We start from the raw sequence: 16,055 nt of genomic DNA, 5'->3' as shown, positions 1-16,055 counted from the left end.
TCTAGCGGGTACATGCCGAAGAGTTCCGAAGGGCCGGTCGTGGCGCGCCACACGTGCCACACGGACGTCACCGCCCCGCCAGGATCTCTCCCACGTAGGACGCAACGGCACGAACCGCTGCCATCGTTCCCGGATAGTCCATCCGAGTGGGGCCGACCACGCCCATACCCCCCAGTACCGTCCCATGCGAACCGTAACCGGTGGAAACGACCGAGGTGGTCTGCATCTCCTCGGCCTCGTTCTCCATCCCGATACGAACCGTCACGCCCTCGGAGTCCCGTGCCGCGGCCAACAACCGCAGCACGACCACCTGTTCCTCGAGCGCTTCCAGGACCTGACGCAGTGAACCGGGGAAATCGGCCACGTTGCGGGTCAGATTGGGCGTGCCGCCGAGCACCATTCGCTCGTCGGGGTGTTCCACCAACGTCTCGATGAGCACCGCACAGACCCGGGACATGGTCTCCCGCAGTTCGGGCGGGGCCTGCTCGGGAAGTTCTGCCACCGAGGCCGAGGCGTCGGCGAGCCGCTTCTCCGCCATCGCCGAGTTGAGCACGGTGCGCAGCCGTGAGACGTCCTCCTCGCCGATGACGTCGCCCAGGTCGACCATACGCTGGTCGACACGGCCGGTATCGGTGATCAGCACCAGCATGAGGCGCGCCGGGGTGATGGTCACCACTTCGACGTGCCGCACGGTCGACTGGGTCAGCGTGGGGTACTGCACCACGGCGACCTGCTGGGTGAGCTGGGCCAGCAGCCGGACGCTCCGCCGCATCACGTCGTCGAGATCCAACGCCCCCTCCAGGAAGGCGTGAATGGCGCGACGCTCCGGCGAGGTCAGCGGCTTGATCTCGTGCAACCGGTCGACGAAGGTACGGTACCCGTGGTCGGTGGGGATCCGTCCCGCGCTGGTGTGCGGCTGCGCGATGAGTCCCTCCTCCTCGAGCACGGCCATGTCGTTGCGTACCGTGGCACTCGACACACCCAGGTTGTGCTGCTCGACGAGCGTCTTCGAACCGACCGGCTCATTGGTGGAAACGTAGTCGGCAACGATCGCGCGCAGCACCTCGAAGCGGCGCTCGTCCGCGTTCACCAGCGTCACCTCCTCGTTCGGCGCGCCCCGTGATGGACACGTCCGCCCCTGCGGGCACGTCCTGCGCCCGCGGTCCACCGTCCGAGTTTACGGTGTTTCGACCGTTGAGCCGAGGCCCACGAGGGGGGTGGCAGGTACGCGGCGGACGCGAGCACGTCCGGAGGCCGCTCCGAGCGCCGTTCCCCGAGGGGTGAGCGGCCCCGTGGACCACCGGAGCACGTGACGCGCCTCGCCCGGGCTGCGCCGTCCATCGGGGACGCCGAGGGTACTCCCGCCGAGAGAGCACCGGGCCCCGTTCCCGTAAGGGGCTCGGGTTCACGCGATGAGCCTGCGAACCACACCGTCGGCCAACAGCCTTCCCCGGTCGGTGAGCACGCAGCGACCCGCGCGCAGCGCGTCGGCCCGCAACAGACCGTCGGCGACGGCGCGCCACGCCTCCGCCACCCCGGCTTCGTCGAGCGCCTCCACCGCGAGCCCCTCGCTCAGCCGCAGCTCCAGCATGACGCGTTCGACGCGCTGGTCCTCCGCACCGAGCACCTCCCGCCCGACGGCGGGAGACAGCCCCTCGCTCAGGGCGGCCGCGTAGCGGGCCGGATATTTGAGGTTCCACCATCGCACCCCGCCGACGTGGCTGTGCGCCCCCGGCCCCGCGCCCCACCAGTCACCACCTCGCCAGTACCCGAGGTTGTGCCCGCAACGGGCCGCCTCCCCGCGGGCCCAGTTGGAGACCTCGTACCAGTCGAATCCGGCCTTCGAGAGCACGGAGTCGACCAACTCGTAGTCGGCGGCCAGCACGTCCTCGTCCGGCATCGGCAGCTCGCCGCGACGGACCCGCCGGGCCATGGCCGTACCGTCCTCGACGATCAGGGAGTAGGCCGAGACGTGGTCCACGCCCGCGTCCAGCACAGCCTCCAGCGAAGTCCGCAGATCGTCGGTGCTCTCCCCGGGAGTGCCGTAGATGAGGTCGAGGCTGACGTGCTCGAACCCCTCCGACATCGCCTCACGGGCGGCCGCCACGGCACGGCCGGGGGTGTGCCTGCGGTCCAGTACCCGCAGCACGTGCTCGGCCGCGGACTGCATACCCAGTGAGATCCGGGTGTAACCGGCCTCCAGCGCCGAGGCGAACAGCTCGGGGGAGGTGGACTCCGGGTTCGCCTCCGTGGTGACCTCGGCTCCCGGCCTCAGCCCGAAGGAGGAACGCACCGCGTCGAGTACCTCGGCGAGCCCGGACCCTCCCAGCAGCGAGGGGGTCCCGCCACCGACGAACACGGTGTCGGCCCGGGGGACCGGCCCGCCGTGCTCGCCCAGCACCCGCACCCCCAGGTCCAGTTCGGCCCTGAGGGCATCCAGCCAGCCGCGGAAACTGCCGCCACCGGCGAGTTCGTCGGCGGTGTAGGTGTTGAAGTCGCAGTAGCCGCACCTGGTCGCGCAGAACGGCACGTGCACGTATATCCCGAACGGCCGCTGTCCCACTCCCGCGAGTGCGGTGGTGGGCAGCGTCCCCCGTTCCGGTGGCTGTTCGCCGGTCGGTGGAAGTGCGCTCACGCCCCCATTCTCCCAGCGGCTCCCGATCACCTCACCGCCCGAGCGGGAAGGAACGGTCGCGGCACGGATCCACCGGGCCCGCCCCGCTCCGATGGCGGCCCGCCCGGCGGGGTGGGTGTGAGCTTCCTCCCACCGGAAGCGACCGGAGCCCCGGCGGCGGGGCCGCGAACGGCCTCACGGGAGCCGAGCGCTGGTGGACACGCGCTCCGGCGGTCCCGTGCGAGCCCGTCCCAGCATGCGGATGATCCTGGACCACCCGGTGAGCGCGTGGCACGCTGACGACCATGGACGCGACCCCCACCGAGCTGCTGCTGGTCGCCCGCCGTTACCTGGATCTACGACGGGTCTCCAGCGCGCTGTGCCGTAACACGGACTAGTTCCCGTCGCGTTTCGCGTCTTCCCGCCGATCCGGTGACTCGGCAACCGGATCGTGAGCACTCTTTCCCGGAAAAATTCTCGCGGCGTAATCACGCCACGTCATCGCGGAGGTCGGACGAATGGTCCCCCCGACGGAAGCACCGAGCCCGGCACAACGCCGCGCACCCGCACGCAAGGGCAAGGGCCGCGCGGAGGGCCAGTGGGCGCTCGGTTACCGCGAACCCCTCAACGGCAACGAGCAGTCCAAGAAGGACGACAACCCGCTCAACGTCCGCAGTCGCATCGAGAACATCTACGCGCTGCGTGGTTTCGACTCCATCGATCCCTCCGACCTGCGGGGCCGGTTCCGCTGGTGGGGCCTGTACACCCAACGCGCCCCGGGCATCCCCGGCGCGCGGACGGGAACCATCGAGCCGGAGGAGCTCGACGACTCGTACTTCATGCTGCGCATCAGGGTGGACGGCGGCGCGCTGACCACCGAGCAGCTGCGGGTGATCGGCGAGATCTCACAGACCTACGCCCGCGACACCGCCGACGTGACCGACCGGCAGAACGTCCAGCTGCACTGGATCCGGGTGGAGGACATGCCCGCCATCTGGGAGAAGCTGGAGTCGGTGGGACTGTACACCACGGAGGCCTGCGGCGACTGCCCGCGCGTCGTGCTCGGTTCCCCGGTGGCGGGCATCGCCGCCGACGAGGTCGTGGACGGCACCCCCGCCATCAGGGAGATCACCGAGCGCTACATCGGTGACAAGTCGCTTTCGAACCTGCCCCGCAAGTTCAAGACGGCCATATCGGGCTCCCCGCGCCAGGACGTGGTCCACGAGACCAACGACGTCTCGTTCATCGGGGCGCACCACCCCGAGCACGGCCCGGGTTTCGACCTCTGGGTCGGTGGTGGGCTGTCCACCAATCCCAAACTTGCGGTGCGGCTCGGCACCTGGGTGCCGGTGGAGGAGGTGGCCGAGGTCTGGAACGCCGTGGTGCAGATATTCCGCGACTACGGCTACCGGCGGCTGCGCAACCGGGCCCGGATGAAGTTCCTGGTCTCGGACTGGGGAGCCGAGAAATTCCGCGAGGTGTTGGAGAACGAGTACCTCGGCCGCGCGCTGACCGACGGCCCCGCTCCCCCGCTGCCGGACGGACCGCGTGACCACGTCGGCGTTCACGAACAGGTCGACGGCAACTACTACGTCGGAGTGACCTCGGTGGCGGGCCGCGTCAACGGGTCCAAGCTGATCGAGGTCGCCAAGGCCGCCGAACGGGTGGGCTCGCGCCGCATCCGCACCACCGTGGAGCAGAACCTGCTGGTGCTCGACGTGCCCGGCTCGGAGGTGGAGAACCTCGTCACGGACCTGGACCGGCTCGACCTGCGGGCGCGGCCGTCCTCCTGGCGACGCGGCATCATGGCCTGCACCGGGATCGAGTTCTGCAAGCTGGCGATCGTCGAGACCAAGAACCGGGCGATGGAGCTGGTCGAGGACCTGGAGCGCAGGCTCGATGACGTGCAGCGCGACCTCGAGAAACCCGTCACGATCAACCTGAACGGCTGCCCGAACGCCTGCGCGCGCACCCAGGTCGCCGACATCGGGCTCAAGGGCCAGCTGGTGCAGGACGACGAGGGCAACCAGGTGGAGGGATTCCAGGTGCACCTGGGTGGTGGCCTGGGACGGGACGCGGGGTTCGGCCGCAAGATCCGGGGGCACAAGGTGACCTCCGCGGAGGTAGGGGACTACGTGGAACGCCTGGTGCGCCGTTACGCCGACCAGCGCGGTGCGGACGAGACCTTCGCCCAGTGGGCGAACCGCGTCGGTGACGAGGAGCTAACGTGAGTGGGGGGCAATCGGCGGAGGCGGGTCCCGAGGGCAGGGCTGTTCCGTTCTACTGCCCGTACTGCGGTGACGAGGAACTCACACCGGAGGCTGAACCCGTGGGCGCGTGGAAATGCCAGGCGTGCCGCCGTGTGTTCACGGTACGACTGGCCGGGCTGGCGCTGACCGAGGAGGACGAAGAACCATGACCGTCGACAACACCTCCCACATCGGCATTCGACGTGGTGACGACGAGCTCCGTGCCCTCGCGGAGGAGGCCTCCGAGCAGCTGGCCGAGGCCGGCACCTCGGAGGTACTCGACTGGGCCGTGCGCACGTTCGGCGAGAACCTGATCGTCGCCTCCAACATGGAGGACGCTTCGCTGATAGACCTCGTCTCGAAGGTCAGGCCGGGTGTGGACGTGCTGTTCCTGGAGACCGGCTACCACTTCGCCGAGACGCTCGGCACCAGGGACGCGGTCTCGCAGACCTACGACGTCAACATCATCAACGCGACGCCCGATCAGACCGTCGAACAGCAGGACGCCACCGAGGGTCCCCGGCTCTACGAACGGGACCCGGGACGGTGCTGCCACCTGCGCAAGGTCGTTCCGCTCCGTAACACGCTGGCCCGGTACGAGGCGTGGATCACCGGGCTACGTCGGGTGGACTCCCCGAGCAGGGCCGACACTCCCCTCGTGACCTGGGACGAACGCAACAACCTCGTCAAGGTGAATCCGCTCGCTGCCTGGACCGACGAGGACATGGACAATTACATCGCCGAGCACAATGTGCTGGTGAATCCGCTGGTCCCCGCCGGGTATCCCTCGATCGGGTGCCAGCCGTGCACCGCCAAGCCGGCTCCGGGCGCCGACCGGCGCAGCGGCCGCTGGGCGGGCAGCACGAAGACGGAATGCGGACTGCACGCTTAGTCCGCACGCTGGGGAACTCCGGGGAACGCCGGGCGGGACCGACACCAGGACATCACCCGATGGGATGAACTGGTAACTGTGTAAGGGCACGCTGATGACGACGGAAGCGATCATGGATCAAAATCTCGACCTGCCGGAGGATCCGGCGACATCCGAGGCACCGCCACAAGTGGACAACCTCGATGCGCTGGAGTCCGAGGCGATCCACATCTTCCGGGAGGTCGCTGGGGAGTTCGATCGCCCGGTGATCCTGTTCTCGGGGGGCAAGGATTCCACGGTGCTGCTGCACCTGGCACTGAAGGCGTTCCGTCCCGCTCCCGTGCCGTTCCCCCTGCTGCACGTGGACACCGGCCACAACTTCGAGGAAGTCCTGCAGTTCCGCGACGAGCTGGTCAGCCGCCACGACCTGAGGCTCGTGGTGGCCAGGGTCCAGGACTGGATCGACGACGGCAGGCTCAGCGAACGCCCGGACGGCACGCGCAACCCGCTGCAGACGCAGCCCCTGCTGGAAGCGATCGAGCAGAACCGTTTCGACGCCGTCTTCGGCGGCGGCAGGCGTGACGAGGAACGCGCCCGCGCCAAGGAGCGCGTCTTCAGCCTGCGGGACTCCTTCGGTCAGTGGGACCCGCGCAGGCAGCGGCCCGAGCTGTGGAACCTGTACAACGGCAAGCACCGGGCGGGCGAGCACATGCGGGTCTTCCCGCTGTCCAACTGGACCGAGCTGGACGTGTGGCGCTACATCCAGCGCGAGAAGATCGAACTCGCCAAGCTTTACTACGCCCACCGCAGGGAGGTCTTCCACCGCGACGGGATGTGGCTCACCTCCGGCCCGTGGGGCGGGCCACGCGAGGACGAGGAGGTCCACGAGAAGACGGTTCGTTACCGCACCGTCGGGGACGGCTCGTGCACGGGCGCGGTGGAGTCCGAGGCGTACACGGTGGACGACGTGATCGCCGAGGTCGCGGCCAGCCATCTGACCGAACGAGGGGCGACCCGAGCCGACGACAGGATGTCCGAGGCAGCCATGGAGGACCGTAAGCGAGAGGGCTACTTCTGATGAGCGACGAGACCGAAACCCTCACCAGGTTCGCCCCGGACAGCGGAACGGAAGTGGCACTTCCGGTGCACACCGACCTGCTGCGACTGGCCACGGCGGGCTCGGTGGACGACGGCAAGAGCACGCTGGTGGGACGGCTGCTGCACGACACGAAGTCGGTGCTGGCCGACCAGCTGGACGCGGTGCACCGCGCCAGCGCCGACCGCGGACTCAGCACGCCGGACCTGTCGCTGCTGGTGGACGGGCTGCGCGCCGAGCGCGAGCAGGGCATCACCATCGATGTCGCCTATCGCTACTTCGCCACTGGCAAGCGCACTTTCGTGCTGGCCGACACCCCCGGTCACGTGCAGTACACCAGGAACACCGTCACCGGTGCCTCCACCGCGCAGCTCGCGGTGCTGCTGGTCGACGCCCGCAAGGGCGTGGTGGAGCAGACCAGGAGGCACGCCGCGGTGCTGGCGCTGCTGGGAGTGCCCCGCCTGGTGCTGGCGGTCAACAAGATCGACATGGTCGACTTCGACGAGTCGGTGCACACCGCCATCGCCCAGGAGTTCGCGCGGCACGCCAGGGCTCTCGGCTACTCCGACGAGGACGTGGTGACGGTCCCGGTCTCCGCGCTGCACGGTGACAACGTCGTCGAGCGTTCCGAACGCACCCCCTGGTACGAGGGACCAGCGCTGCTGGAGCACCTGGAGACCGTCCCGGTCGCTCCGGACCCGCACGACGTTCCGTTCCGGCTGCCGGTGCAGTACGTGATCCGGCCGCGCACCGCCGAGTACCCGGACTACCGTGGTTACGCGGGCCAGGTGGCCGCCGGGGTCGTCAACGAGGGTGACGAAGTGGTGGTGCTCCCCGGTGGAGCACGCAGCAGGGTTTCCATGGTGGACACTCCGGACGGACCGGCACAGAGCGCCGCGGCCGGACGTTCGATCACGGTGCTGCTCGAGGACGACCTGGACATCGCGCGGGGCGACGTCATCGTCTCCGCGGACAACCAGCCCTCGGTGACCGACGAGTTCGACGCCACGGTCTGCTGGCTCGCCGAGAAGCCACTCTCACCGCGTGCCAAGGTGCTGATCAAGCACGGCACTCGGACGGTGCAGGCGATGGCCACCGAACTGGCCACCCGGTTCGACGAGCAGGAACTGTCGAGTGTGGATGCCCCGGAGCGACTGGAGCTCAACGAGATCGGCAAGGTCCGGTTCCGGACCTCGGAGTCGTTGCCGATCGACGCGTACGCCGACAGCAGGCGCACCGGTTCGTTCATCGTGCTCGACCCCTCCGACGGTTCCACGCTCGCCGCGGGGCTGATCGGTGTTCCGCTGGACCCGCTGGCCTCGGCAGTGACTCGATGACGACCGGAGTTCGCGGATGAACGCACCGCTGGTCGCGGTGGCGCACGGCAGTCGTGACCCACGTTCGGCGGCCACGATCCGGGAGCTGCTGGACGTGGTCCGCTCCGTTCGCCCCGAACTGGACGTACGGACCGCTTTCCTGGAACTGTCCGCTCCCGGGCTCGGCGACGTGCTGGACGCCCTGCACGCCGAGGGGAGCGGGCAGGCGGTGATCGTCCCGTTGCTGCTCGGCCACGCCTACCACGCGAGCGTGGACATCCCGAACGCGGCCCGCGAGGCCGAACGCCGCAATCCACTGCTGCGGCTACGGATCGCCGAGGTGCTGGGCCCGGACCGCAGGCTACGACAGGCGGCGTGGCGGCGGTTGCTCGAGGGTGGTGCCGATCCGGGTGATCCGGAACTCGGCGTCGTGCTGGCCGGTGCCGGTTCGGCGCACGAGTCCGCCAACCGGCTGGTCTCCGAGGTGGCCGAGGTCTGGCAACGACACAGCCGTTGGGCGGGGGCCGTGGCGGCGTTCGCCGCCGCTGCCGAGCCGGACGTCCCCGCCGCACTGGAGCGACTGCGCGCGTGGGGGGCGCGGCGGTTCGCCGTCGGCTCGTGGTTCCTGGCTCCCGGCAGGCTGCCCGACCGGGTACTCGAACGGGCCGCCGAACACGTCGAGCGTCCCGTGCTGGCGGACACGATGGGAGCGGCACCGGAACTGGCCGAGCTGGTCATCGAGCGCTACGAGGCGGCGCTGGCCGCGAGGCCCGGGTTGTTGGCTCACGCCACCTAGGAGACGGTCCCACGGCACTCACCGGTTCCCGCGCGGCCGTCGTGTCTCCGGGACGGGTACGGCGCTTCTCCGTCGCACGGTGTCTCCGCTACCTCCGGGCCACGCTCCGTCGGGCGCGTTCGAACCTTCCCGACGCGCTAGCTCTTTCTCCACGCGAACAGCTCCACCAGAAGCGAGCCAGCGCGGCGAGAGATCACGGTTCGTCGCCGCCGACCTCGGACCGGGCACGTACCGAGCACCGTCGGTCCGAGATCCGGTTGACCGCCACGGCACACAACGAGAGTTCGGCCGGCCCGGAAGCCCGCGCCGGCCGAACTCCGATCACCGGTCACACACCGGTTCAGGAGGCGGAGAAGGTGATCTCGCGCTCCTCGTCACGGCAGGTGTAGTCGTAGCCACCGAGCTGGCCGCCCGCCTCGGTCGCCGAGCACTCGAAATCGTGGCTGCGGTAGTCCCGCCCGATTCGGTTCTCGGCATCGGCCGCCACGTCGCGAGCGGTGTCGCAGTCCACTCCGTTCGTCTTGATGCCGAAGGCACCGTGGTCCGAGTTCGGGGTGAAGGGCACGTCACCGCAGAAACGCGTGGGGGTGTACTCGGTGGAGACGGTGGTGTCACCGTCCAGTACCACGGTGTTGTCCCGCTGGACGACACTGCGCGGATGGATCACCTCCCTCGGCCCCACGACGCTGTTGCCCATGGCGATGCGTGCGACGACACGTTGCCCGGCGCGCAGGCCGATCGGAGCGGAGTAGACACCGTCACCGTCGTCGTCGCGCAGCGCGACCGCGCCCAGCTCCTCGATGTCGGCGACCTCGCCGCGCGGATCGGGCCCGGGCGTGCCGAACAACCCGTAGAACGTGGTACTGCCGCTGATGACACCGTCGGTGCTCACCCGAAAGTTCAGTCGCGTGGTGCCGCGCCGCGGCAACGATTCGCCGCGCGCGACCGGCTCCACCGTTCTGACGGCGAGCCGCTCGGTTTCCGAGTCCCGCCCGGGCTCGCTTCCGGTCACCTTGACCCGATCGCCCGCGTAGGGCAGCAGCATTCCCGGTGCCCCGGTGAGCCGATAGCTCGTGCCGTCGTCCGTTGCCTCCAGGGCATAGCCCTGGTCGTCACGCACCAGGATTCCGGTGGCGCTGGTGAACAGCCCCTCCTGGCTCTGGTGGCCACCCCGGGGTGACTGCGCTTCGGAGCCGGACCTCTCCACTGCGGCGGCGCTGCCCAGGCCGCCGAGCATGGTCAGCATCGCCGCCGCTATCGCGAAAGTCTTGCGCATCCTTGTCGAGCCACCTTTCGTTCGGGATCGCTCGATGATCCTTTCGCCTCGGGAGACGCCGCGGCGGAGTTCGGGTTGTCCCGAAACGGGTCACCGATTCGTATCGAGTCGTACGTCCCCGCCTGCCCGGCACGGACCAGAGCCGACGGGTCTCGAGGAGGACGAGACGGCGTCCGCCGTGCCCTGCGCGACGGAGCACCCTCGCTCGGTGGTGTAGCTACCCACCTTCGAGACCTCCCACACCACCATTTTCGAAATGAATTCACACCTGATCGGAGCACCACGACGAACTCCCCCGCGCGTTTCGGAACGATCCCGGCGATACACCCGGCTCTCGGAACGAGAAGCACGAGCCCCGCTGGAAGGCGGCTCCGACCCACTAACGAACACCGTCGTCCGTGGAACGCACGTGGGCTCCCACCCAGGGAACCGAACACCGAACAGGAACAACACATCACGGCTGGTAAACAGGAGATACCGAAATTCACTCCATGAGGTCATGAGACAGTAACGATCGTACGGAGAGACCTCGGAACCGATCGCCCGACGCGTCGCGTCCGATCGTCACAACCTGCCGAGTGCTTGTTCCGGCGGATAACCGACCACCGGGAAGCCGCAGGGCGAACCCTGTGAAACCACGAGCCGGAAACGGGGAGCAACGGGGGAGATGAACAGCCAGCAACCTAGCCGACCGGTGATCACACCCGCGATGCGGGAACAGGCCGCGCAACAGCCGAACAGCTGGCTGTACGTGGTGGACCCGATCTTCACCGACCCCAACGCGGAAGTGCCCCCGTGGGGTTTCATCGGCGGATTCCGCGTCGACGAGCACGGGGAAATCACCTCGGACTTCTCCCCGAACCCCAACTACCGCCCCTCCCCCGTGGCACTGCGGCTGCCCGCTCCCACCAACGACGTGGAACGAGCGCTGCAACTGACCACTACCGGCTACGCGCCCTCGCAAACCCTGCTCGGCGCGCTGCTGGAGGCCGAACTCATCCTGTTCGCCCAACCCCAGGGCGAAGGGCTGTTCACCTTCGAGCACCAGTCGGGGCGCAACCAGCTGCAGGTGTTCACCTCCGAGGGGCACCTACCGCACAACTGGACCAGCTGGCAGCGCATGTCCGGCAGGACCCTGGCGGAGCTGCGACCGGTCGGCACCGATCTACAGGTGAACCCGCTCAGCCCCGCCAAGGCACGCGTTCCCTGCGAGGACCTGATCCGGGCGGCCGGAATCCCGCTCCAGACCCACGCGAACGCACCGCGCAACGGTGCGGAAGCGACCACCGTGCTCACCGACGTCGGGACCCACCAGCGATCACCCCAACCGGCCCCCACTCCTCCACCCGCCACTCCGGCGAGATCGACGGCCGCACAGCCACCCTCCGAAACTTCCCCGACGCCCCCACCTCCTACTCCCGCCGGGAACACCACGGCCCAGGTGGCGGACTCCACGGGGGAGCTCACCGGGGAAGCCGAACCAGACGAGTGGGGAGGGCGCCTGCTCGGCAGCCTGCTCACCGCCGCGGCGGGTGACGCGCTCGGAGCCCCGGTGGAGTTCTACCCGGTGGAGCAGATCCGCAACCGCTACGGCGCGGCAGGGGTGACCGACTACGACCGCGACGGACAGCAGCAGGGCTCGTTCACCGACGACAGCCAGCTGATGCTGTTCGCGTTGGAAGGGTTCCTCCGCGGTCACATCGCGGTGCGCCATGGGGTCGCGGAAACACCACTGCCGGCGGTGCAGCTGGCGCTGCAACGCTGGCTGCACAGCCAGGGGTACTCCTGGGCGCGTGTAGCGGGCCCGTTCGCGACGACCCACCCCGAACCGGACGGCTGGCTCGTGGAACGGCCGGAGCTGTTCGCGGTGCGTTCGCCGGCCAGCAGCTCGATCAGCGCGCTGCGCGAGTTCGCCTCCTCGGGAGTGCCGGGCACCATCGAGCGACCGCTCTACCACTCCGGCACCCACGGTGCGGTGCTGCGCGGGGTCGGGGCGGCACTGTGGTCGGACGACGCCGACGAGGTGTTCGAACTGGCCGCCTGCGCCGCCGCGCTCACCCACGGCGAGCCGGACGGCTACCTGCCCGCCGGGACCTTCGCGGTGCTGCTGCGCGAACTGCTGCACGGGACCACGCCGTACGAGGCGCTGGCCGAGGCCAGGCGCGTGCTGTCCGAACACGTGGCCGAGTCCGCCACCGAGCAGGCGCTCGCGGCGGCGGTGAACCTCGCCGAACACGGTCGCCCCACCCCGGAGCGGATCAAGGACGCTCTGGGCGGCGGGTGGAGCGGGCCGGAGGCGTTGTCCATCGCCGTCTGCGCGCTGCTGAGCACCGAAAGCCTCGCGGACGCGGTACTGCTGGCCGTCAACCACTCCGGGGACAGCGACTCCACGGGAGCGATCTGCGGCGCTCTGGCGGGGGCCCGGTACGGCGGGAAGGCCCTGCCGGGGACCTGGCTCCGCGACCTGCGAGGGCGCGAGACGATCGAGAGCCTCGCTCGGGACGCGATGCTGGAGTTCACCGCAGAGCCACCGGACGATCCCACGTGGCGGCAGCGGTACCCGGGACGGCGGGACACCTCCGAACTGCCGTTCAGCACCGGCTTCCCCGCGGTGCTCGCGGCGAGCGCCGAGGATCACGCCGCGCCGGACGAGAAGACGGACTCCCCCGACGAACCGTCCGAAGAGACCGGAGGAGTGGACCAACCCGCCGGGACACCCCCGGAGAACGGAGCGGAGACGGAGACACCGTCCACAACGGGCAGCGAGGTGTCCGCCGGGCACGACCGCGCCACGACCGGTGCGGCACGCGAACCCGTGCTCGGCTGCCTGCTGGGCGGAGCGGTCGGTGACGCGCTGGGCTACGCGGTGGAGTTCGAGTCGATGCGCACGATCCGGGAGCGATTCGGCCCCGAGGGGATCACCGGCTTCGAGCGGACCGACGCCCCGGCCCGGATCAGCGACGACACCCAGATGACGCTGTTCACGATGGAGGGGCTCGTCCGGGCCGGTCACAGCCTCCGTCGCGGCCTCGCCACCGATCCGGTCGAGCTGGTCCAGCACGCCTACCAGCGCTGGCTGTACACGCAGGGCTTCGACGGCGAGCAGGTCACCGGCCCCGGCTGCCCCGAGCCCGACGGCTGGCTGCTCTCCCAGCAGGAACTGTTCAACAGGCGCGCTCCGGGAACCACCTGCGTGAAGGCGCTGCACGGCTTCGCGGCGGGCAGGGCTCCCGGCTCGATGGACAACCCGCTGAACGACTCCAAGGGGTGTGGCGCGGTCATGCGTGCCGCCCCCGCCGCGCTGTGGTCGGCCGACCCCGCCGAGGTCTTCCGCATCGGAGCGGAGACCGGTGTGCTGACCCACGGTCACCCCAGCGGTTACCTGCCCGCCGGAACCCTGGCCGTGCTGGTCCGAAGGCTGCTGGAGGGGGACACACTGCGGCAGGCCCTCGACACCGCGATGTCCCACCTGTCGAACTGGGACGGGCACGAGGAGACCACCGACTGCCTGTTGCGGGCGCGCGAGCTGGTCTCACTGGGCGCACCGGGCCCAGAAGTGATCGAACAGCAGCTCGGCGGCGGCTGGGTGGGTGAGGAAGCCCTGGCCATAGCGGTCTACGCGGCGCTGAGCCATCCGGATTCGTTCGCCGACGCCGTCCGGCTGGCGGCCAACCACTCCGGCGACAGCGACTCCACGGCCGCCGTCTGCGGCAACATCATGGGCAGCGCCCTGTCCGCCGAACGGATTCCGGCGGAGTGGCTGGCGGCGCTGGAACTGCGCGAAGTGATCGAACGGCTCGCGCGGGACGCCGAACTGGAGTTCGGCACCGGTACACCCCCCGAATCGGAGTGGCAGCGGCGCTACCCCGTCCCGAATCGGGGGAGCGCCTCGGCTACATCGCCGAGGTGGCCGCTGCGGGCGGGAGCGCTGGCCGAGGCGTCGGGAGACCACGACGCCGAAGAGCCGTCCGCTCTCCCCGAAGCGGGTGAGGAACAGCTCGAACCAGTCCGGGAGGGAACGGAAGAAACGAGCACGGCGGAGGCCGAGCCCGAGGCCGGGGAGACCGGGCGGTCCGAGCACCACGAGGACGAACGACGGGACACCTCCCTCGAAACCGCGCCGGACGGGAGCGAGACCCCGTCCGGGATCACCGCGCCCGAGGGGAGTTCCCGGTCGGCGACCGAGTTCGCGACGGCGGCGGACTTCGCGGCGACGGACATCTCCTCGTTCGAGGACACCGACCCCCAGACCGATGCGGACGAACCGGTCAGCACCGTGGCCGAGGAGGACCGCCGCACCACCGAGCGTTCGGCGAACACCGGCGAGGAGCGCGAAACCGGCATGAGCGAGCGGCGGGAGGAGGGGGCCACCACCGAGGAAGAGGACGGTGCCGAGACCACCCCGGCGGAAGAGGACCGCGGGGAAACCCCCTCCCCGACGGTCCCGCCGACTCGGGGAACGGACGGAGCCCCGGAGGAGTCCGAAGACGCCGACGACGCACTCCCCGAAGAGGACCTCTCCGAGGAGGAGACGCGGCTGCTCACGGCGTGGCGGAAGCTGCGGGACTCCCCCGAGGAGGTTCCGGCGGAGCTCGCCGGGGAACTGCGCGAGCTCACGGTGCGGGCCTTCGGCGCGGAACGGGCAGCACTGCTGTTCGGTGAGCGGTCCGAGGAGACCGCCGGGTCCGAGGTGCTGGTGCGGGAGACCCCGCTGCGGCTGGAGTTCGACGAGAGGCTCGCGGGCTGCGTGCTGGGAGCGGCCTGCGGTGACGCGTTCGCCGCTCCCTGGATACTCGGCCGGGCCGACCGGCTGGAACGGGCCGAATCGATCGAGCTCGCAGAGGCGTTCGGCGGCAGGGGGCGCGGCACCGCGATCACCCAGCAGCTGGCCTTCGTGCTGGCGGGAACGATCCGCGCCGAGGTGCTCGAACGGCGTCACGCGGCGGAGACCACCCACGTGGCGAGCGTGCACGAGGCGCTGCGCCACTGGCTCAGCACGCAGGGGGTGGCCGTGGAGCCACCGGCCACGACCGACTGGCTCTCACGGTGCTCCGAGCTCAACGCCCAGCGCTTTCCGGACCACGCGGGTACCGCCGCCCTGGCCGAGGCGCACACCCGGGAAAGCGTCCCGAGCCCGTCGGATCCGCCCAACGACGACGCCGGGTTCCTGGCCACGGCGCGGGCGGCTCCGCTGGGACTGTTCGCCCCCGATGTCGGAACGGCCTTCACCCTCGGCGCGGAAACGGCCGCGCTCACCCACGGCTCTCCGGACGGCTACCTGCCCGCCGGGGCGCTGGCGGCGCTGAGCAACGCGCTGCTGCGGGGCGAACCGCTGGCGGACGCGGTGGGGACGGTCCTTGCCGAGCTGGACAAGTACGCGGGCGCCGAGAACACGGGCGAGGCACTGCGCTCGGCCGTGCGACTGGCCCGGCGGGGAACGCCGACCCCGGAAACGCTGCGTTCGCTGGGAACGGGGTGGTACGGCCCCGGCGCGCTCGGCATCGGCGTGCTGGCCGCACTGTCCTACCCGGACTCATGGCGGCGCGCCGTCGTGCTGGCGGCAGGACACGCGGGCAACAGCGCAGCCACCGCCGCGATCTGCGGTGCCGTGCTCGGTGTCTCACGCGGGAGCGGCGCCCTGCCCGCGAAGTGGCTGGACCGGCTGGAGGTGCGCGAGATCCTGGACAGACTGCTCGCCGACCGGCGGAACGTTCCGGCCATCACCCCGGAGGGCAAGCTCCCCTCCTGGGCGCGCGCCTACGTCGCCGACGACGAGCGAAGCTGAGTGCCGGGCACCTCGGCCGCCCGCCGGGTTCCGGCGGTCCCGGAGAACCGCG

At 70.0% G+C, this 16,055-nt stretch carries 11 protein-coding genes; 8 read left to right on the top strand and 3 right to left on the bottom strand.

Going from position 1 to position 16,055, the window contains the following annotated elements:
* Positions 1-67: 67 nt before the first annotated feature.
* Together hrcA and hemW are read right to left on the bottom strand one after the other, a co-directional pair.
* A complete protein-coding gene (hrcA, locus tag BLQ75_RS11215) occupies positions 68-1,093 on the bottom strand; it encodes a heat-inducible transcriptional repressor HrcA (RefSeq protein WP_043577733.1) in 1,026 nt (341 codons plus the stop codon).
* 312 nt (positions 1,094-1,405) lie between these two features.
* Positions 1,406-2,635 carry a radical SAM family heme chaperone HemW gene (gene hemW / locus BLQ75_RS11210; RefSeq protein WP_092601376.1) on the bottom strand — a complete coding sequence of 410 codons (1,230 nt, stop codon included), beginning with the start codon at positions 2,633-2,635 and terminating at the stop codon, positions 1,406-1,408.
* A gap of 284 nt (positions 2,636-2,919) precedes the next feature.
* Here hemW and BLQ75_RS24570 point away from each other — a divergent pair, with 284 nt between their 5' ends.
* The 7 genes from BLQ75_RS24570 (at position 2,920) to BLQ75_RS11180 (ending at position 8,942) form a co-directional block, all read left to right on the top strand.
* A complete protein-coding gene (locus BLQ75_RS24570) occupies positions 2,920-3,012 on the top strand; it encodes a putative leader peptide (protein WP_342028299.1) in 93 nt (30 codons plus the stop codon).
* Between the two features lie 120 nt (positions 3,013-3,132).
* Entirely contained in the window at positions 3,133-4,845 is a 1,713-nt protein-coding gene (locus BLQ75_RS11205) for a nitrite/sulfite reductase (protein WP_092601374.1), read from the top strand.
* Positions 4,842-5,033 (top strand): eL43 family ribosomal protein, encoded by a 192-nt coding sequence (locus BLQ75_RS11200; RefSeq protein ID WP_043577334.1) that lies wholly within the window; start codon positions 4,842-4,844, stop codon positions 5,031-5,033. Before BLQ75_RS11205 ends, BLQ75_RS11200 begins: the two co-directional genes overlap by 4 nt.
* Positions 5,030-5,755, top strand: coding sequence for a phosphoadenylyl-sulfate reductase (locus BLQ75_RS11195; RefSeq protein ID WP_092601372.1), 726 nt, complete (start codon positions 5,030-5,032; stop codon positions 5,753-5,755). Before BLQ75_RS11200 ends, BLQ75_RS11195 begins: the two co-directional genes overlap by 4 nt.
* Before the next feature lie 112 nt (positions 5,756-5,867).
* Positions 5,868-6,812, top strand: coding sequence for a sulfate adenylyltransferase subunit CysD (cysD, locus tag BLQ75_RS11190; RefSeq protein WP_170837446.1), 945 nt, complete (start codon positions 5,868-5,870; stop codon positions 6,810-6,812).
* Positions 6,812-8,167, top strand: coding sequence for a sulfate adenylyltransferase subunit 1 (locus BLQ75_RS11185; protein ID WP_211481310.1), 1,356 nt, complete (start codon positions 6,812-6,814; stop codon positions 8,165-8,167). Before cysD ends, BLQ75_RS11185 begins: the two co-directional genes overlap by 1 nt.
* A gap of 16 nt (positions 8,168-8,183) precedes the next feature.
* Positions 8,184-8,942, top strand: a complete 759-nt coding sequence (locus BLQ75_RS11180) for a sirohydrochlorin chelatase (RefSeq protein ID WP_092601368.1) — start codon at positions 8,184-8,186, stop codon at positions 8,940-8,942.
* A 340-nt stretch (positions 8,943-9,282) separates the two neighbouring features.
* On the opposite strand, the gene BLQ75_RS11175 is transcribed toward BLQ75_RS11180, so the two are convergent.
* Entirely contained in the window at positions 9,283-10,218 is a 936-nt protein-coding gene (locus BLQ75_RS11175; RefSeq protein ID WP_092601366.1) for a DUF5818 domain-containing protein, read from the bottom strand.
* A 667-nt stretch (positions 10,219-10,885) separates the two neighbouring features.
* Between BLQ75_RS11175 and BLQ75_RS11170 the strand changes: the two genes are divergently transcribed.
* The gene (locus tag BLQ75_RS11170; protein WP_139182958.1) at positions 10,886-16,003 is read left to right on the top strand and encodes a type VII secretion system-associated protein; all 5,118 of its coding nucleotides are present in this window, start codon (positions 10,886-10,888) and stop codon (positions 16,001-16,003) included.
* Positions 16,004-16,055 lie beyond the last annotated feature (52 nt).

This window comes from Actinopolyspora xinjiangensis (genome assembly GCF_900104475.1).
Lineage (GTDB): Bacteria > Actinomycetota > Actinomycetes > Mycobacteriales > Pseudonocardiaceae > Actinopolyspora > Actinopolyspora xinjiangensis.
The sequence above is the reverse complement of the archived record's forward strand: the minus strand, read 5'-3'. Positions and strand labels throughout refer to the sequence as shown.

Coding starts and splice junctions, on each gene's coding strand:
- BLQ75_RS11180 (WP_092601368.1), top strand. CDS start 8,184: ATGAACGCACCGCTGGTCGCGGTGGCGCACGGCAGTCGTGACCCACGT.
- BLQ75_RS11170 (WP_139182958.1), top strand. CDS start 10,886: ATGAACAGCCAGCAACCTAGCCGACCGGTGATCACACCCGCGATGCGG.
- BLQ75_RS24570 (WP_342028299.1), top strand. CDS start 2,920: ATGGACGCGACCCCCACCGAGCTGCTGCTGGTCGCCCGCCGTTACCTG.
- BLQ75_RS11175 (WP_092601366.1), bottom strand. CDS start 10,218: ATGCGCAAGACTTTCGCGATAGCGGCGGCGATGCTGACCATGCTCGGC.
- cysD (WP_170837446.1), top strand. CDS start 5,868: ATGGATCAAAATCTCGACCTGCCGGAGGATCCGGCGACATCCGAGGCA.
- BLQ75_RS11205 (WP_092601374.1), top strand. CDS start 3,133: ATGGTCCCCCCGACGGAAGCACCGAGCCCGGCACAACGCCGCGCACCC.
- BLQ75_RS11195 (WP_092601372.1), top strand. CDS start 5,030: ATGACCGTCGACAACACCTCCCACATCGGCATTCGACGTGGTGACGAC.
- BLQ75_RS11185 (WP_211481310.1), top strand. CDS start 6,812: ATGAGCGACGAGACCGAAACCCTCACCAGGTTCGCCCCGGACAGCGGA.